This window comes from Allobosea sp. 05T422_2, assembly GCF_056396265.1.
Genome location: NZ_JBFTLD010000131.1, coordinates 1 through 17,446 on the forward strand (window position 1 = coordinate 1; position 17,446 = coordinate 17,446).

Annotated in this window: 17 protein-coding genes; 4 read left to right on the forward strand and 13 right to left on the reverse strand. The window is 66.6% G+C overall.

What is annotated here, in order from left to right; all coding sequences use genetic code 11:
- From AC1DJT_RS21180 to AC1DJT_RS21190, 3 genes are all read right to left on the reverse strand, one after another.
- Positions 1-421: hypothetical protein (locus AC1DJT_RS21180; protein ID WP_476834805.1), on the reverse strand; the 421-nt coding region annotated here is incomplete at its 3' end.
- Positions 422-468: 47 nt separating this feature from the next.
- The gene (locus AC1DJT_RS21185; protein ID WP_476834806.1) at positions 469-987 is read right to left on the reverse strand and encodes a hypothetical protein; all 519 of its coding nucleotides are present in this window, start codon (positions 985-987) and stop codon (positions 469-471) included.
- Positions 988-1,550: 563 nt separating this feature from the next.
- Positions 1,551-3,668 carry a sensor histidine kinase gene (locus AC1DJT_RS21190; RefSeq protein WP_476834807.1) on the reverse strand — a complete coding sequence of 706 codons (2,118 nt, stop codon included), beginning with the start codon at positions 3,666-3,668 and terminating at the stop codon, positions 1,551-1,553.
- Between the two features lie 33 nt (positions 3,669-3,701).
- Here AC1DJT_RS21190 and AC1DJT_RS21195 point away from each other — a divergent pair, with 33 nt between their 5' ends.
- A complete protein-coding gene (locus AC1DJT_RS21195) occupies positions 3,702-4,475 on the forward strand; it encodes a response regulator transcription factor (RefSeq protein ID WP_476768688.1) in 774 nt (257 codons plus the stop codon).
- Between the two features lie 100 nt (positions 4,476-4,575).
- On the opposite strand, the gene AC1DJT_RS21200 is transcribed toward AC1DJT_RS21195, so the two are convergent.
- Positions 4,576-5,313, reverse strand: a complete 738-nt coding sequence (locus AC1DJT_RS21200) for a hypothetical protein (protein ID WP_476768687.1) — start codon at positions 5,311-5,313, stop codon at positions 4,576-4,578.
- 195 nt (positions 5,314-5,508) lie between these two features.
- On the opposite strand from AC1DJT_RS21200, the gene AC1DJT_RS21205 reads away from it, so the two are divergent.
- The 3 genes from AC1DJT_RS21205 (at position 5,509) to AC1DJT_RS21215 (ending at position 8,472) form a co-directional block, all read left to right on the forward strand.
- Positions 5,509-6,198 carry a hypothetical protein gene (locus AC1DJT_RS21205; RefSeq protein ID WP_476834808.1) on the forward strand — a complete coding sequence of 230 codons (690 nt, stop codon included), beginning with the start codon at positions 5,509-5,511 and terminating at the stop codon, positions 6,196-6,198.
- Positions 6,199-6,362: 164 nt separating this feature from the next.
- Positions 6,363-6,611 (forward strand): hypothetical protein, encoded by a 249-nt coding sequence (locus tag AC1DJT_RS21210; protein WP_441507147.1) that lies wholly within the window; start codon positions 6,363-6,365, stop codon positions 6,609-6,611.
- A 217-nt stretch (positions 6,612-6,828) separates the two neighbouring features.
- Positions 6,829-8,472: an MFS transporter gene (locus AC1DJT_RS21215; protein WP_476834809.1), complete on the forward strand. Its 1,644-nt coding sequence runs from the start codon at positions 6,829-6,831 to the stop codon at positions 8,470-8,472.
- Positions 8,473-8,597: 125 nt separating this feature from the next.
- Here AC1DJT_RS21215 and AC1DJT_RS21220 read toward each other — a convergent pair whose 3' ends face one another.
- From AC1DJT_RS21220 to AC1DJT_RS21260, 9 genes are all read right to left on the reverse strand, one after another.
- Positions 8,598-9,344, reverse strand: a complete 747-nt coding sequence (locus tag AC1DJT_RS21220; RefSeq protein WP_476768684.1) for a 3-hydroxyacyl-CoA dehydrogenase family protein — start codon at positions 9,342-9,344, stop codon at positions 8,598-8,600.
- On the reverse strand, positions 9,341-10,240 hold the full coding sequence (locus tag AC1DJT_RS21225) for an SDR family NAD(P)-dependent oxidoreductase (protein ID WP_476768683.1): 900 nt from the start codon (positions 10,238-10,240) through the stop codon (positions 9,341-9,343). Before AC1DJT_RS21225 ends, AC1DJT_RS21220 begins: the two co-directional genes overlap by 4 nt.
- On the reverse strand, positions 10,237-10,629 hold the full coding sequence (locus tag AC1DJT_RS21230; RefSeq protein WP_476768682.1) for a Zn-ribbon domain-containing OB-fold protein: 393 nt from the start codon (positions 10,627-10,629) through the stop codon (positions 10,237-10,239). The genes AC1DJT_RS21225 and AC1DJT_RS21230 overlap by 4 nt, the downstream gene beginning before the upstream one ends.
- Positions 10,622-11,773 (reverse strand): acetyl-CoA acetyltransferase, encoded by a 1,152-nt coding sequence (locus AC1DJT_RS21235; RefSeq protein ID WP_476768702.1) that lies wholly within the window; start codon positions 11,771-11,773, stop codon positions 10,622-10,624. Before AC1DJT_RS21235 ends, AC1DJT_RS21230 begins: the two co-directional genes overlap by 8 nt.
- A gap of 2 nt (positions 11,774-11,775) precedes the next feature.
- On the reverse strand, positions 11,776-13,269 hold the full coding sequence (locus AC1DJT_RS21240; protein ID WP_476768681.1) for an AMP-binding protein: 1,494 nt from the start codon (positions 13,267-13,269) through the stop codon (positions 11,776-11,778).
- Between the two features lie 46 nt (positions 13,270-13,315).
- Positions 13,316-14,104, reverse strand: a complete 789-nt coding sequence (locus tag AC1DJT_RS21245) for an ATP-binding cassette domain-containing protein (protein WP_476834810.1) — start codon at positions 14,102-14,104, stop codon at positions 13,316-13,318.
- Positions 14,101-16,017, reverse strand: coding sequence for a dipeptide/oligopeptide/nickel ABC transporter permease/ATP-binding protein (locus tag AC1DJT_RS21250; protein ID WP_476834811.1), 1,917 nt, complete (start codon positions 16,015-16,017; stop codon positions 14,101-14,103). Before AC1DJT_RS21250 ends, AC1DJT_RS21245 begins: the two co-directional genes overlap by 4 nt.
- Positions 16,014-16,970, reverse strand: coding sequence for an ABC transporter permease (locus AC1DJT_RS21255; protein ID WP_476768679.1), 957 nt, complete (start codon positions 16,968-16,970; stop codon positions 16,014-16,016). The genes AC1DJT_RS21250 and AC1DJT_RS21255 overlap by 4 nt, the downstream gene beginning before the upstream one ends.
- A gap of 7 nt (positions 16,971-16,977) precedes the next feature.
- Positions 16,978-17,446: hypothetical protein (locus AC1DJT_RS21260; RefSeq protein ID WP_476834812.1), on the reverse strand; the 469-nt coding region annotated here is incomplete at its 5' end.

A 17,446-nucleotide genomic window follows, 5' to 3' on the forward strand; every position in this document is an offset into this window, starting at 1 on the left:
CGCCGACCGTGGCCGCGGCGGTGCCGCTCAGGCCGGCGATCGCCGCGGCCGCGCCGGCCAAGCTCGCACCTCCGGTGAACGGGGCGGCCATGACGCAGCCGACCGCGAGCGTCAGCGAGGCAGCGGCGCCGATGCCGCCGATCGTGGCACCGATGGCTGCCAGGCTGATGCCGCCATTGACGTCCGCGAGCAATTCGTCGCTCATCGGGCTGGGGCCCGACGAGGCCTCCAGCAGCGCGCCGGCCTTGGCGTAGACCTGCTCGGCCTCCTCGGCGGACAGCGCATGGCCGCGCTCGGCGGCGAAGGAGCGCAGGCTCTCGGGGCCGGTCACGGTCTCGGCGAACTGCTTCAGCTTGGCCTCGTCCTGCAGCACGGCGGCCATGTAGCGTCCGAAGGACGGATGTTCCTGGGAGATKCTCATCTTGGTTTCCTGTATCGGCTCGATCGGGGGAGAGGGCGGGCTTCGCCTCAGCCGGTGATCTTGTCGTGGATCAGTTGCGAGGCACCGCCTGCCAGCGCGCCGGTGACAGCTCCGGAAAAGGCCGTTCCGGYTCCACCCACGACGGCCGTGCCGATGAGCGCCGCGGTGCCGGCGACCGTTCCCAGCGCGATGCTGACGGGCGCAGTGGCGACGGCGATGGCGACACCGGCGACAGCGCCGGCAATCCCACAGATCGTGCCGCCGACCGCCGCCCAGCTCACGCCGCCATTCACGGTGCCCAGCACGGCGTCATCCAGACGAACCTCGCCGCCGGCTGCCGCGGTCTGGGTCACGACGAAATCCTGTGCGGCCTCGAACACCGTCTGCGCTTCGCTCTCGCTGATATCCACGCCCCGCGCCGCGGCATAGACGACCAGCGCTTGCGGGGTGTCGACCTCGCTGTTGAAGCGGGCCGATTCGGCCGCGTCGCCATGGGTGCTGATGATCATGTTCTGGAAGGATTTCAACCGAACCTCGTCGGTGAATCCGTAATTTTGGCTATGCATGTGAATCTCCCGCGTCACTCTGATGGAATGATATTCGGTTGTCGGAGCGAGTTTGTGGAGTAAATTACTTTAACAAATGTTAATTCATCTCGCATCGCGATGAACCGATACGCCGATATACGAAGTATCGATATTTATATATTTAATTGAACCTAGAAATAGACTCCGGCTACTTGCCGAAATCGACGCCTTGCACCGCATGGGTGGCAGGGCAGGGTGCCGAACAGCCCGAAAGAAGCAGGGCAAAAGGAAGCGCAACGCGCATGCMGTTGCGCGAGGCTCCGTCCCACTTTCGAACTGGCGCGGTCGGACGGCGCTGCCGCACCAGCTCCGGGCGGTTCCATGTACAGCTGACGTTGGTACGGACGTCGAGCGCAAGCAATACCTGAAATTGTAACGCTTTTTCCGGGATGTAACGCGATGTAACGACTTGCTTTGCCCGGGCGTTGTTTTTCGAAGACGAGCAAAGGATGTGTCTATTTTGGCACGCCCATGGAGCGGATCTCGCGCGGCGGATCGGCTTTCGACGCCACAGCCACGGGCTTCTCCGGGAAAGGCCCCGGTCAGGGCGCTGTCGGCAGCGCGACCCGCACCGTCGTGCCTTCGCCTTCGCTGCTCTCGATCGAAACCCGGCCGTCATGGGCGGTGACGATCTTCTTCACGAGAAAGAGGCCGAGGCCGGATCCCTCGACGGCCTGCGAATACCGCCCGCGCACCCCGAGGACGAAGGCCCCGGGAAGCTCGGAGGCCGGGATGCCGCAGCCGCGATCCGTAACGGTGATGGTGATCTCTTCTCCCGCCAGGCCCAAGGCGAGCGCGATCGGCTCGCTGCCTTTCAGCGCGGTGAATTTGACGGCATTTTCCAGCAGATTGATGATGACGAGCTCCATCATGCCCTCATCGGCCACGATCGTCGCCTGCGCAGCCCGAGGCTCGATCAGCAGTTTGATCGTCGGGCCGCTGAGAAGATCGCAGGCGCGCTGGTGGGCGGCGACGACGAGGGCGCCGGCATTGACGTGGGCGATCCGGGGGCGGAAGGACGGTCCCTGCACCCGGCTGCGGGCGAGATTGATCTCCAGCATTTCGACGAGCCGCGCGATCGCTCTGCGGATGCGCTCGATCCGGCCCTGGTTGGCGCCGTCATCGGGCTGCAAGGCGAGCCCGATGCTGTCGATGCTCGAGCGAATGGCGGCGAGCGGCGTCCGGTACTGATGTGACACCACTTCGAGAAAGCGGACCTGCTGGAGCTGGGACTGCTTTTCGAGATGCAGGGCGTCTTCGGCGATGCGCCTGGCATCGACGAGTTCGCGCGTTCTCTCCTCGACCAACCCCGCCGCGATGTTCTCGGCAAGCTGCGCATGCCGCAGCGCCTCGTCCTTCATCCGGAGGGTCAGCGCTTCGGCATCCCGCAGCCGAACCGCGAGGGCTCCCGTCAGCAGGACCGTGAGAAACAGGCCGGCAATGCCATAACTGTGGATGGCCCAATGCGGCAGCCAGGCAACCCCGAGACGCTGCGCCATCGTCAGGAAGGCGCCGACGCACAGCGCCGAGAACGCCGCGCCCCTGAGACGGCTCGCGGCCCCTTCGTCGCTCCACTGCCTCAGGCCCTGCACCATGTTCACGCAGGCCATGACGATCCCCAGCACCGTTCCGATCGGGCCGAAGATCATGTTCAGGCCGGCGAAGGCGAAGCCTACGCCCACGAGCCCGGCGGCTGCGCTTCCCTGATAGAGGCGGTGCAACAGCGGAGCCCGGTTGCGCAGGTCAAGGATGCGCATATAGGCGATTGCGCTGGCGGTCAGGCCCGCCCAGGCATTGAAGCCGAGAAAGGCATCGTTGGCGGCACCATTCTCGGGAAAGAGATAGACCCTGCTATAGCCGAGATTGCCCATGTAAATCAGCATGATGCCAAGCGTGCTGGCCGCCAGAAGCGGGTATTGCGCCTTCCTGTCGAAATAGAAGAAGACGAGCTGGGTCACCAACAGCACGCCCATCCCACCCAGCCAGGCACCGTAAAGACTCGCATCCAGGGCGGCCCCGGCGGCGTAGTCTTCGGCTGATGTCAGGCGCAGATGCAGATAGGTCGCCGAATTACCGTTCCGGACGCGGATGAACACCCGCGTCGTCGCACCCTCGGCCAGATCGAGCCGAATGGCATAGTCGAGCGCCGAAAGGCCGTCCCGCGGCAGGGGACGGCGATCCCCCATCTCGTGCCGGGTGAACCGCTCGATCGAAAGGGGGGCATCCGGCGCGGCGGTGTAGATATCGACGTAATCGAGGAAGTTTGGCGCCAGGGAAAGGATGGCCTGTTTGGTTACCCGGCCGGGCAGTTCCATCCGAATCCAGACGGGGGTCCGGGTGAAGCCGAAGTTGACATGCGCCCCCTGGATAGTCCGAAACTCAGCCTGCTTGGCCGAATCGAGGATCTCCGCCAGCGACAGTGACGAAGCGGGATCGGACAGGACGGAAATCGTGCCGTTCAGCGAGGGCAAGGGCGCAGGTCGGGGCGGAGGTTCCGCCTGGGTTAGATATGCGATGCCGAGTACGAGCATCGCCGCCAGCACGGCGAGCCACAGGCGGGGACGGCCGTCCCGCGGCGGCAGGGCTGCGACCGAGGCCATGCCGGAACGCGTCGCCGCTCCATCATCAGTCGCGGGCAGGATTGTCGGGGCCGGCGTCAACGGAATCTCGTCGCGATGGGGTGGATGCACAGGATGATGGTGGACGCGGTGGCCGGCCCGAAAGGCGCTACACAGGAGATCTCGCGCGATTTCAAAATCATTCTCGTGGAGGACGACCACGATCTCCGTCAGAGCCTCGCCGACTATCTACGGCTGCGAAACATGCATGTCACGGAGGCGCCGTCCGGCATCGCGTTCTACAAGGCGTTGCTGCAGGAGCGCTATGACATCGCGGTCCTGGACGTCAACCTGCCGGACGTMAGCGGATTCGAGTTGGCCAGGGACATGGCCGCACGGCGGGAGATGGGGATCATTCTGTTGACGGCGCGCACCGGTCGCGATGATCGCGTGCGCGGCTATGCCGAAGGAGCCGATCTCTATCTCACCAAGCCGGTCGACACCGAGGAACTAGCCTTGGCCATTCTCAATCTTGGTCGACGCATGCGCCGCGGGCCGGTCGAAGCCGAAAGCGGTCGAGGGGCGGGTGCGATCGAGGCGCCCGAAGGTGCGGCCTGGCGGCTCAATCGGCACACTCAAACGCTGCGCTCGCCGGACACCAGATCGGTGAAGCTTTCGGTTCGGGAGGTGATCCTGCTCGAGCATCTGGCGGCGCGACCGGACGAAACGGTTTCGCGGGATCTGATCATGGGTCTGTTCGGCCACGCCCGGATCGATCCCGAAAGCCGGCGTTTCGACGCGTTCCTGGCGCGCCTGCGCTCCAAGCTGAAAGCGGCAGGAATGGAATCCCCCCTGCAAGTGGTTCACAGCGCCGGCGTAAGGCTGGTCAAGCAGATCGACGTTGCCTGACGTCGTTCGATCACCCTTCGTCATCCACGCGATGGCATCGCGATCGCCAAGCTCGCGCGGGGGGGCGACGGTTCGAAGGGGCCGCGTTTCCGCACTGGCACTACCGTGCAGCGTTGGGGCCMGCGAGTTCGTTTGCCACTGAATCGAGTTCGCTGATGCCACCCTCGGCATCATAGAGGATCGCGCAACTTACATTTGGCATCTCGCTGGCAAGATCAAGCGTTACGCGATATTTGGGGAACGATAACTTTAACCCGCCGATGATCCCGCGCTGGAAATCCTGAGTATTATTCTTGTTTTCCATTTCAATAAAAATAGAGTCCACCTCTTTCGAGAGCGTATCGGGATCCAAATACAGCTTTGATTTATGAAGATAATTGGCAGCGGCGACCGAGAAGCACGCTGTGCCAAGGTAGGAAAGCGGTGTGATCTGATAGCGGTCGGCCCTGTTCATTTTGGCGGGATCGGTTTCCTTCAGGATAAAATTCGCCGAGAGYGATCCATCGGGCCCATGGATGATCGCGAGATTGAAAGGGGCTTCGATCGAGCCGAACGCGTAGCATCCACTTTCCAGGCACGAATATTCGGCCGTCGGATCGGTCGGGAAGAACTGCGAGATGCCGTTCGCCGCGTACTCGTCAGGATGGAGCTTCCATTCGGGCCGGAACGCGGTGGCCCGCAGGATGGCAATCAGGCTCTTCATCTGGCCGGCCAGAGACGGTTCCTGCCCCCGGGATGCGGCCGGACATGAGATGGCGGCCACGACAGCGACGGCAAGGCCGGTCAGGGACCTTGAGACACTGCGCGACATTGTTGCCCTCGCGGCCTGCTTCGTCATGGATCGAACTGTAGCGACAAGGGCACTCGCTTGCGACCCGGGATGCGTGATCGCCATAACCGCGGTAGTCTTTGGTCGCCCTCCTGTTTCGTCGCCTCACGCGGCGGTGCGCCGTTCAGCATCGTCGCAAATCAAGTCAAAGCCCCAACAAGCGCTGCCCTGCCGTCAGGGACCGGATTTCCAGCGAGGTATTCGATGACGCTGCGACGCATCATGATTGCCGCATCCTCAGTCCTCCTGACAGCCTGCAATTCGGTTGGCTACCCGACCAGCTACTCGACCGGCCCCTGGGGGCCACGCAGCGTCTATGGCCCGGCACCTGTTTACCCCGCGCCTTGGGATGCGCCGCCCTATGACGGTGTCGACACGGAACCCTATTTCGATAACGGCGGCATGGATTCCTTCCAGACCGATGTCGCACCTCCCGCCGGACGCGTCGTGGTTGGACCACCACCAGACCCTGTTGCCTCGGGTCCTGATTTCGCGCCGGAGCCTTATGAGGACGGCGAGCTTGCCCGGGAGGGAGAGGTGATCGAAGAGCGACCGCAGCCTGCGCGAAGACTTGCGACAAACCAGCCCTCTGCCTCGCAGGCGATTCCACCTGCATCCAGCCCATCAGCCTACGCCGGGGCCTGGCGAGCTGTGGATGCCAGCGGAAAGGCCTGCAGAATTCAACTCTCCACCACGTCCTCCATCGACCTCTACAAGGCCTCCGTGAGTGGTTGTGCGGGATCTCCGCTTGAGACCGTCAACCTCTRGAGTTTCTCAGGAGGCAATGTCACGCTGTACTCGCGCGAGCGGGTCGTTGCCCGCCTTTCTGGTCAGKAGGCGAGCCTGTCAGGCTCGGTTGAAGCGGGTGGTGGCTCGCTTCRCATGACGCGGTGAAGAGGCGAACGCTTTTCCACTCGCGCCGCCGGAACTCTTTGCCCGATTGAGCGTTTGGTTGCCGCCCAGGCTGGTACGCCCGTGCAGTTCGTCCGCGTCGGAATCGATCTGCTCGTGCGCCCCCGACCGTACGGGCGTCTTCTTGGAGCGATCGAGACCTGCCGATGTCGACTGTTAATGTCCGCTTCCCCGGTGTCCTTAATTCGAAGGAGATGCTGGTTGCCGAGTCGATCCAGGCGCGTGCCTGGGATGCCGTCAGCCGCGACAACCGCCTCATCGGCGACGAGGCCGATGCTGCGAAAGCGAAACTTGGTGGCATCATCGTTCGCCTGATGAGCGATGGCTCCAAATCCATCAACACCCTTGCCGCCGAGGCGGTTCAGACCTTCCGGGACAGCGCCGCCGGCGGATGACGCACCGACGCGACGGGTGCAACGATGGGCCAGCGTCGGCTTCCGGCGTGTTGCGACGGCCGGGATCGTGACGCCGCACGGCCGGCATCCGTCGCTGGACGATGGTGCAACCTGCGTTCTTGGCGCTTTGCAAACAGGCATCGTGACGTAAGAGTCAGGAATTACGCTCGGAATCAACGCCGGCGCCCAGAAGCAGACGTCGGAAAAGAGCCGGGTCATGGATGTGCAGAAGCCTGCGGCAGGCACTGGGCCGTTTGCGCCTCTCAACAACCTGACATTCCGGGCGATCTGGCTCGCCGGGCTGATCTCGGGGATGGGATGGCTCATCCAGACCATCGCGATGAGCTGGCTGATGGCAACCATCACGCCGTCCAGCGTCATGGTTGCCTTGGTTCAGGCCGCGACGAACCTGCCCGCTTTCATTCTGTCGATTTTCGCCGGGGCCATCGTCKACAATTTCAATCGGCGCAAGGTGATGCTGGCGGCGCGGTCCTTGATGGCCGTGACCGCCGCTGCGCTGACGATCCTCGTCGCTTTTGGCATGATCAACCCCTGGATCATCCTGTTCTTCAGCTTCCTCGCGGGCTGCGGCATCGCCTTCAACGACCCGGCCTGGCAAGCGTCCGTGGGCGATATCGTCGATCGAAAGGATCTCGCAGCGGCCGTTACGCTGACCTCCGTCGGGTTCAACACGGTGCGCAGCGTGGGGCCGGCCCTCGGGGGCATCATTCTCGCGTCCTTCGGCCCCTTGACGGCGTTTTGCCTGTACACCCTTGGCCATCTCGCGCCGCTGATCGTGGTCTGGCGCTCCCGGTGGAAAGTCCCAACCTCGAGACTGCCACCCGAAGCGATGCTGACGGCGATCTCCGACGGCATTCGCTTCACGTCGCTGTCTTCGGAGATCAAGACGGCGCTCGCCCGCGGCTTTCTGTTCGGGCTCGCGGGCATCGCCATTCTCGCACTACTCCCGTTGGTGGTCCGTGATCAGCTCAAACAGGGAGCCGTCGCCTATGGCACCCTGATGGCCGGCTTCGGCGCAGGAGCGCTGCTGGCGGGCCTGACCTCGACAGCGCTCAGGCGAAAGCTGTCGGACGAACAGCTCCTGAAGCTGGCTTGCATCGCTTGCGCGACATGCACGATCAGTCTTTCGCTGACGAAAACCCCGGCTGTCGCGGCGGTTGCCCTCATGCTCGGCGGCGCCGGATGGGTCCTGGGCTGGTCGGGCCTGAGCATCAGCGTGCAATGGGCGAGCCCCCGTTGGGTCGTCGGCCGGACGATTTCGCTCTATTACGCGCTCACCTCACTCGGGCTCGCCGCCGGGAGCTGGCTTTGGGGGATGGTCACCGAGAGCTATTCCTTGAGTTTTGCCTTGCAGGCATCGAGCGCAGCCTCTCTTGGCGTCGCCGTTCTCGGGTTGCTCCTGCCCATCCATCAGCGCAAGGATTCTGATGTTTCGACGCACGAGACCTTCGAGGCGCCCGCCATCAACCTCGATCTGAAGCCGCGAAGCGGTCCGATTGCCGTCAGGATCGAGTATCGGATCGCCGCCGATCAGATTGAGAACTTTCTCGCCCTGATGCTGCAGCGCCGGCGCGCCCAAGGGCGCAACGGCGCCCGGAGATGGATTCTGACGCGCAATCTGCGCGATACCGCCGTCTGGACCGAGTCGTTCCACACGCCCACCTGGCACGATTATCTGCGTTTCAATTATCGCCAGACCGCAGCTGACAGAGCGCTGAATGCCAGCCTCGTTGATCTGCATATGGGGCATGAGGCGCCGGACGTGACCCTATCGATCGAACGGCCCACCGCCACGCCGCGCAAGGCTGATATCTTCCGGTCCGACACCCCCCACACCTGAACATCGCCCTTCCTTGCAACCCGCCGATCGCTCGGCCAGGCACCGGGATCGGGCTCCGGCCAGTCGCGAGGGCCACGTGGCCGCCTGCATAGAGGCGGCCAGACCTGGCGCAGGGCGGCTTCAGCTCACATCGAGCCGGGCCTCTGCATCTCGAACGGTCCCATCGGCCACCGGAAGCAGTCGCGCATGATTTCGTCGACCTGGTCTTCCGAGGCGACGCCTTCCTCGACCACGCGCCGCGCCTCGATGCGGACGGCGCGGTTGATCCGGTTGGCGACATAGCCCCAGCTATCGGGCTGGTCCTTGACGACGATCGGGTTCTTGCCGCAGCGGCGCGCCAGTGCGCTGACATAGTCGAGCGCATCCTGCGCCGTGCGGGGATGGGCGACGAGCTCCGCCAGCCGGATCACCGCCACCGGCTGGGCCCAGTGCCAGCCCAGCACGCGCTCGGGCCGGCCGGTCGCCCAGGCGAGCGCCGTGATCGGCAGTCCCGCCGCGTTMGAGGTCAGGATGGCGACGGGCGGCGCGGCCAGGTCGAGCCGGCGGAAGACCTCGCATTTCAAGGTCAGGTCTTCCGGCACGGCCTCGACGGCGAGGTCGATCCCGGCGCAGGCTTCCTCCAGCGACACCGTCGTGGTGATGCGCGCGAGCGCTTCGTCGGCCGCCTGGGCGGTCAGCTTGCCGCGCTCGACCCCGCGGCGCAGGCCGAAGCGACCGTGCTCGATCCTGTCGAGCGAGGCCTGCAGGCGCTGCTCTGCGATATCGTTCAGGCGCACGCGACAGCCGGCGAGCGCGAGCGACTGGGCGATGCCGGTGCCCATGATGCCGGCCCCGATCACGGCGACGAGAGGGGATTGTGAGGGTTCGTTCACAGCAATTGCTCCTTCAGGAAGATGTTGATGTCGCGCGGCGGCAGCATCCGTCCGCGCAGCGCCGCGTCGAGGGTCTCCGGCGACCAGCGGCGCGGCGCGCGCACGCGTTGCGCCACCGCCGCGATGTCCATCAGCAGGACCTCCCGCCCGATCAGGTGGAAGACCTGCGCGTTGGCCGGGCAGGCGGCTTCCGCCAGCCAGGCGATGAGGGGAGAGACATTGTCGGGCGCCATCACGTCGAAGCTGCCATCGGCGGGCGCATCCTCGATCGTGGCCTCGCTGATGCGCGTGCGCGCCGAAGGCGAGACGACGTTGGAGCGGACGCCGTAGCGGGCGCCCTCCAGCGCAATCGTGGAGGACAGGGCGACGACGGCAAGCTTGGCGCTGGCATAGTTCGCCTGCCCGACATTGCCGGCGAAGGCGGAGGCGGAGCTGGTATGGACGACGCTGGCGGAGACCGCTTCGCCGCGCTTATGGCGCTCGCGCCAATAGGCGAGGGCATGGCGCGCCGGCGCGGCGTGGCCCTTGAGATGAACGCGGATGACGGCGTCCCACTCGGCCTCCGACATGTTGGCGAGCGTGCGGTCGCGCAGGATGCCGGCATTGTTCACGAGCACGTCGAGGCGGCCGAAGCTMGTCACGGCGAAGGCGACCAGTGCCGCCGCCTCGTCCCAGTCGGCAACGTCATGTCCGCTGGCGACGGCCTGCCCGCCGAGCCCGCGGATGGTTGCGACGACATCCTCGGCCGGGCCGGCGTCACGGCCGGCGCCGTCGAGCGCAGCCCCACGATCATTGACGATCACCGCGGCGCCCTGCGCGGCCAGCGCCAGCGCATGCGCCCGCCCCAGTCCGCGCCCGGCCCCGGTGACGATGGCGACGCGGTCGCGCAGCCTCATGGGGCGACCCTCTCGAAGGCGGGGAAGGGCGGCGCGTCCTCGCGCTCGCGCCAGACCAGACTGACCCGGTCACCGATGCTGCAGTCGGGGCCATCGATGCCCGCGAGGAGGCGCGGCCCGGCATCGAGCGTCACCAGCGCGACCTGATAGGGCGGCGGCAGGAGATCGGAGACCGGGATCCGCACGGTGGTGATCGAATAGACTTCTCCCGCGCCAGCGACATCGACCCAGTCGAGCTCGCGGCCCTCGCAGGACAGGCAGAACGGCCGCGGGTAGAATTGATGCTGGCTGCAGCCGCGGCAGCGCTGGACCGAGAGGCGCCTCTCGCTGGCAGCATCCCAGAACGGCCAGAGAAAGGGGTCCTCGACCTTGAAGGCGTGATCAGTCATTGGCCAGAACCACCGTGCTCGCAGTTGACAGGAAGCCGCCGGTGCCGTGGGCCACGCCGATGCGCGCGCCGGGCACCTGGCGTTCGCCGGCCTCGCCTCGCAGCTGGCGGACCGCCTCGATCAGCAACATCAGGCCGAGCGCACCGGGATGATTGTAGGAGAGCCCGCCGCCCGAGGTCATCGAGGGCAGGGAGCCGCCGGGGCGCAATGCGCCCGATTGCGCGAAGGCGCCGCCTTCTCCGAGCTTGCAGAAGCCGAGGTCCTCGAGCGCGATCAGCACGCTGATCGTGAAGGAATCATAGGGCTGGAAGACGTCGACATCGACCGGCCGGATGCCGGCCATGGCGAAGGCCTCCGGCCCGCAGCGCCGCCCCGGCATGCCCTCCCGGTCGAGATCCGGCATCTGTGAGACCAGCCAGTGGTTCTGGCTCTGCGCTGCGCCGATGACCCGCACGGCCTTCTTGGCGGCGTCGCGGGCGCGCTCGGCGGTGGTGACCACGATCGCCCCGCCGCCATCCGTGACGAGGCAGCAGTCGAGACGGGTCAGCGGATCGCAGATCGGCGCCGAGGACAGAACCTGGTCGATGCTCAGCGGCTTGCGGCTCCAGGCCTTGGGGTTGCGCATCGCCCACATCCGGGAGGCGACGGCGACTTCCGCCATCTGCTCGCGCGTGGTGCCGAACAGGTGCATGTGCCTTGCCGCATAGAGGGCGTAGCGCCCGATCGGTGCCGGCAACCCGGTCGGAACCTCGAGCTGCTGCAGCATCGGCACGCCCATGCCGCCGGCAGGCGGCTCGCGATGGCGGGCGCGGCGACTGCGCTGGCGCGAGGCATAGGTGATCAGGGCCACCTCGCAGAACCCGGCATTGATGGCCGCGATCGCCTTGTGGACATGGGCTTCGAAGGCCGCGCCGCCGAAATCGGTGGAATCGGCGTAGCGCGGCTGGATGCCGAGATATTCCCCGACCTGGACCGAGCCTTCCTCGCCCATATAGTTGACGAAGAGGCCATCGACGTCGCGGATCGACATTCCGGCTTCCGCCAGGGCCTCAGCCGCGGCCAGCGCGATCATCGAGAGTTCGTTATGGTCGTGGACCTCGCCCAACGGCGTTTCCGCTGCGCCGGCGATGTAGACGGGACGCATCGTCACTGGCTCAATCCTTCGGGGGTACGGGCCGCGATCAGGGCACTGCGGCGGATCTTGCCGGACTGGTCGCGCGGCAAGGCGGAGGTGAACTCGATCGTCTTGGGGATCTTCGCAGCCGACAGGCGCTCGCGCATCCAGGCGTAGAGTTCGTCGAGCGCGATCGTGCCGGACGGGTCGACCGGTTCCACGATCGCGTGGACACGCCGACCCCAGTCCGCGTCGGGCAGGCCGACCACGGCGGCGTCGCCGACGGCGGCATGCTCGGTCAGCACGGCCTCGACCTCGGCGGGATAGACATTGACGCCGCCACTGATGATCAGGTCGGTGCGCCGGTCGGCGATGTAGAGGAAGCCCTCGGCATCGACATGGCCCATGTCGCCGACGCTGGTATAGCCGTTCGGCGTCGTCTTGGCCGGTGGCGAGCCGATATAGGCATAGGTCGGCCGGGGATAATGGGTCGGGCGAAAGAAGATCTCGCCGATCTCCCCGGTCGGGACCTCGTTGAATTCGGCGTCCAGGATCTTGAGGTCGCCATCGCCGGCCCGCCCGACGCTGCCGCGATGGCTCAGCCATTCCGGCCCGGAAATATGCGCGTAGCCGACGGCTTCGCTGCTGCCGTAGGATTCCTGCAGTTTCTCAGCGCCGATCAGGTCGACCCAGGCCTGCTTCAGCCAGACCGGGCAGATCGCCGCGGTGATGAAGATCGAGCCGATGCTGGAGAGATCGCGCGACTGGATCTCCGGCAGCCGGATGATGCGCTGCATCATCGTCGGCGCGAAGAACATGAAGCTGCAGCGATGGTGCTCGATCAGATCGACCACGCGCGCGGCATCGAAGCGCTCCATCAGGATCAGCCGATGGCCTTCGAACAGGCCGAAATGGGCCCAGGTGAAGGGTGCGTTGTGGTAGAGCGGGCCGCAGACCAACTGGATCTGCCCGGAGCGGAAGCCGATATGGCTGATATCGCCGATCTCGCCGGGCACGCGGACCCAAGGGTGGGGATAGACGATGATTTTTGGGCGGCCGGTCGAACCGCCCGAGGCGGTCGCCTTGCCGGGATGAGCGACCCGGTCCGGCACCGGCTCCGCGTCGCGGCTGTCGTCCAGGCTGACGGCGCGGATCTCGGTATGGCTCATGTCGGCTCCCGCGCGGTCGGCGATCACGAACCTTGCGTCGAGAAGCTTCAGCGTCTCGGCGAATTCGCGCTCGGGCGCACGGGCGCTCTGGGCCACCGTGCAGGCGCCGCAGCGCCAGGCGGCAATCGCGATGGCGATGTGCTCGATGCTGTTGGGGATGCCGGTCACGACCATGGTGTCCGGGCCGACCCCGCGCTGCGCCAGCACGCGGGCGAGGCGCGTGGCGCGCAGATGCAGGTCGCGCCGGGTCACGTCCGTCTCCTGCCCGTCACGATCGACGAAGGTGATCGCCACGATGTCCGGCGCCTCGGCTGCAAGCTCTGCGAGGCGGGCGGGAAAGCTGATTTCGGCAGACATGATMGGTATCCTCGGGAAGCCTGGAGACGCGGACGCGCAACGATTTTCAGCCCGGGCCGAAAGGGCCGGGGGCGGAGGCGGGGGGCTCGCGCATGTGTCGGAGACGCGGCACGGCCTCGAGGAGGCTGCGCGAATAGGGGTGCGAGGGCGCGGCGAAGAAGCTGTCGGCATGGCCCTGTTCGACGAGCTTGCCGCGATACATCACGGCGACCTCGTCGCTCATGGCCCTGACGGCCGCCATGTTGTGCGAGATGAACAGATAGGACAGGCGCAGTTCCGCCTGCAGATCGCGCAGCAGATTGAGCACGAGCGCCTGGACCGAGACGTCGAGCGCGGAGGTGACCTCGTCGAGCACGATGATCGATGGGCGCACCGCGAGCGCACGGGCGATCGCKACGCGCTGGCGCTGGCCGCCGGATAATTCATGCGGCAGGCGCGAGGCGACGGTGCGGGAGAGGCCAACCGTGTCGAGCAGGCGCCCCAGTGCATTCGGGTCGCGCTCGCCGMGCAGCCGCATGCCCTGTTCGACCGCGCGTGCGATGGTCATGCGCGGATCGAGCGAGGCGGACGGGTCCTGGAAGACGATCTGGACCTGACGGCGATAAGCCTTCAGGCGAGCCCCTGCCGCGCGCGTCACGTCTTCGCCGTCCAGCATGATCCGGCCCCCAGTGAGATCGTGGAGGCGCAGGAGCGCGCGCCCCAGCGTCGACTTGCCGGAGCCGGACTCGCCGACGAGCCCAAGCGTGCCGCCGGGCGGGATCGCGATGCTGACGCCGTCGAGCGCCAGCATCGCCCCGAAGCGCACGCGGATATCGGTCGCGGACAGGCCGGTCATGCTACAGCCTCTGACTTGGTATCGGACTTGGTCTCGGACTTGGCGTCGGGCTCGGCATCGGGCGCGGCATGCAGCCAGCAGGCGACGACGCGGCCTGATCCGATCTCCGTCTGGGGCGGTTCCGAGACGGCGCAGGCGCCGTGGCGGGCGGGGCAGCGCTCCTGGAAGGAGCAGCCGCGCGGGAAGGCGCCGATCACCGGCGGCTGGCCCGGGATTTCGACCAGGCGTTGTCCGCGCGGCGTGTCGAGGTCGGGAATCGCGCCAATCAGGGCCCGCGTATAGGGGTGGGCGGGATCGCCGATGACCTGCTCGACCGGGCCGCTCTCGACGATGCGGCCGCCATACATCACCAGCACGCGGTCGCAGACCTGCGAGATCACCGCCAGATCATGCGAGATCATCAGGATCGCGGTGCCGTCCCGGCCATTGGCCTCGCGCAGCAGTGCGAGGATCTGGGCCTGGACCGTGACGTCGAGCGCGGTCGTGGGTTCGTCCGCCACGATCAGGGACGGGCGCATCATCAGCCCCATGGCGATCATCGCCCGTTGCCGCATGCCGCCGGAGAATTCGTGCGGATACTGGTCGAGCCGCCGGCCGGGCTCGGTGATGCCGACGAGCGCGAGCTGTTCCAGCGCGAGCGCGCTGGCCTCCTCTTCAGACAGGCCGCGATGATGGCGCACGGCTTCCGTCATCTGCTCGCGAATGCGCAAAGCCGGATTCAGCGAGGTGCTCGGATCCTGGAAGACGACGGCGAGCCCGGTGCCGAGCAGACGCTCGCGCAGAGCCCCGCTCATCGCCGTCAGATCCTCGCCGGTGAAGAGCATCCGGTCGGAGGAGACCCGGGCCGGATAGCCGGTGAGCCCGGCCAGCGCCATGGCGGTCAGCGTCTTGCCGCTGCCGGATTCCCCGACGAGCCCGACAGTCTCGCCACGCCCGATGCTCAAGCCTACATTGCGAACCGCCGCGATCGTCTGGGAGCCCTCGGTCGGAAAGGCGACGCTCAGATTCTCGGCCAGCAGAACCGTATCCTCCCCGCCAGCGAGCCGCAGCGGTGCGATCGCGCCAGCCGCGCTGTCGATGCCGCTGCCGGACACCAGGGAGCGGCTGCGCATGGGCTGGATCCAAAGCGCGCTCGCCTCGCCGAGATAGCTGAAGATCAGGCCGGACAGGGCGATCGCCGCCGCCGGTCCGAGCGCGGCGGCAGGGTTGACGTAGATGGCTTCGGCGCCCTCGATCAGCATGCGGCCCCAGTCGAAGGCCGGCGGGTTGACGCCGAGGCCGAGGAAGCTCAGCGACGCGATCTCGACGATCGCCAGCCCAAGCGAGGTCGCGGTGCTGACGGCGAGTGTGTCGGCGATATTCGGCAGGACATGGCGGCAGAGGATCGCGATGCGGCCGAGGCCGAGTGCTTTTGCGGCGGCGACATAGTCCCGCCCGACGATGGCCGAGGACATGGTGTAGCCGAGCCGCGCATAGGTCGGCACGCCGGCGAGGCCGACGCCGAGCACGGCGCCCTCGATACTCGGGCCGACGATCGTGGTGATCACGATCGCAATCAGGATCGCGGGGAAGGACAGGGCGGTGTCGATGATCCGCGTGCCGATCGACCGGGCGAGGCTGCCCGATAGCGACAGCCACATGCCGATCGCGACGCCCAGCACGACGCGGATGGCCGTTGCCGCCAGCGCCAGGCCGAGCGAGAGCTGCGTTGCCGCCAGCGTGCGGGCGAAGACGTCGCGCCCGAGATCGTCGGTGCCGAACCAGTGTTCGGATGAGGGGCCCGTTCCGGCGGCCGCGACATCCATCCGGCTGACGACGTCGGCAAACAGCGCCGGGGCGACGAGCGCGGTCGCGAGCAGGAGGATGGCCCCGATACCGGCCAGCAGGGATGCGAGGTTGAGCCGTCCGGTCATGTGCGGACCGTGCTGCGCGGGTCGGCGATGGCGAGAAGCACGTCGACGATCATGTTGGTGACGAGGACGAGCAGGCCGAGCAGCACGACGATCGCCTGGACGACGGGGTAATCCGCGGTCACGACCGCCCGCACGATGGCGGTGCCCAGGCCCGGCCAGGCGAAGATGTTCTCGACGATCACGGCGCCGCCGATCAGGAAGGGAAAGACCAGTCCGGCAATGGTCAGCGCCGCCGTGACCACATTGGGCGCGAGATGGCGCAGATAGATGCGCCAGGCGGGCAGCCGCTTGCTGCGGGCGGTGCGGATGAAATCGGCCCGCAGTGTCCGCCGCGCCTCGACCCGCACGACGCGGGCGAGATTCAGCGCCGGCCGCAGGCCGATCGCGAGCGCGGGCAGGATGACCGAGCCGGGGCCGGCGGCGCCCGAGATCGGAAGCCAGCCGAGCGAGACGGCGAAGACATAGCCGAGGAAGATGCCGGCCAGCAGTTCCGGGATCGCGCCCAGCGTACCGGTCACGATCGTGAAGCCATGGTCGAGCCAGGGCAGGCGGTCGTCGCGCGTCGCGATGGCGACCGCCAGCCCGAAGCTGAAGCCGACCACCACGACGAAGGCGAGCGCGAGCCCGGCAAGCGCGGCGGTATAGGGCAGGCGATCGCGGATGAGCTCGATCACCGGCTGGCGGGTGGCGAGCGAGACGCCGAAATCCCCGCGCGCTACCCCCGCCACATAGTTCCAGAGCTGCACGGCGAAGGGCTGGTCCAGCCCGAGTTCGCTGCGCAGCTGGCTGAGATAGGCGGCGTCGGCGTCCGGCCCGGCGATGCGGCTGGCTGCATCGCCGGGGATCATCTTCACCATCAGGAAGGTCAGGAGCACGAGGGCAAAAAGGATCGCGGCGATCTGCGCGGCCTTCCCGAGCAGGAACCTGGAGAGCGGTCGGCCGCGCGTCATCATGCTGCGCTCACTTGCCGACGCGGATCGAGCGGATATCCATCACGAACGGTCCGCCGATGGTGAAGCGGACGCCCTTGCGCGAGAAGAAGGTGTTCACGCCGCCAAACAGCGGCAGGATGTTCATGTTCTCGAGCAGCGAGAGCTGTGCCTCGCTCCAGCGGGCGCAGCGTTCGGGGCTGTCGGGGGAGGAGGCGAGCGCCGCGGCCTGTGCCGCCGCGAAGCGGGCATTCTCGATCGTGCCGTGGTTCGAGCCCTTGCCGCTCACGAAGGGGACGACGGTATTGGCGCTCGGCATCGGCGGGCCGAAGGGGAAGACGCCGATTTCCCAATCGGGCCCGCTCATCACCGAGGCGGTCTCCTGAAGCGTGATGTTGCGGAGCTCGACCTCGACGCCGATCGCGCGCAGCGCTTCAAGGATGTATTCTGGGGCCGAGCCCTGAAGCCCGGGCTGGCCGATCAGGCGCAGCCTGAGCTTC

What these genes read in the sequence shown, in the direction of transcription:
- AC1DJT_RS21210 (WP_441507147.1), top strand. Translation starts at nt 6,363, where the DNA reads ATGTCGACTGTTAATGTCCGCTTCCCCGGTGTCCTTAATTCGAAGGAG.
- AC1DJT_RS21230 (WP_476768682.1), bottom strand. Translation starts at nt 10,629, where the DNA reads ATGACTGATCACGCCTTCAAGGTCGAGGACCCCTTTCTCTGGCCGTTC.
- AC1DJT_RS21235 (WP_476768702.1), bottom strand. Translation starts at nt 11,773, where the DNA reads ATGCGTCCCGTCTACATCGCCGGCGCAGCGGAAACGCCGTTGGGCGAG.
- AC1DJT_RS21240 (WP_476768681.1), bottom strand. Translation starts at nt 13,269, where the DNA reads ATGTCTGCCGAAATCAGCTTTCCCGCCCGCCTCGCAGAGCTTGCAGCC.
- AC1DJT_RS21250 (WP_476834811.1), bottom strand. Translation starts at nt 16,017, where the DNA reads ATGACCGGACGGCTCAACCTCGCATCCCTGCTGGCCGGTATCGGGGCC.
- AC1DJT_RS21255 (WP_476768679.1), bottom strand. Translation starts at nt 16,970, where the DNA reads ATGATGACGCGCGGCCGACCGCTCTCCAGGTTCCTGCTCGGGAAGGCC.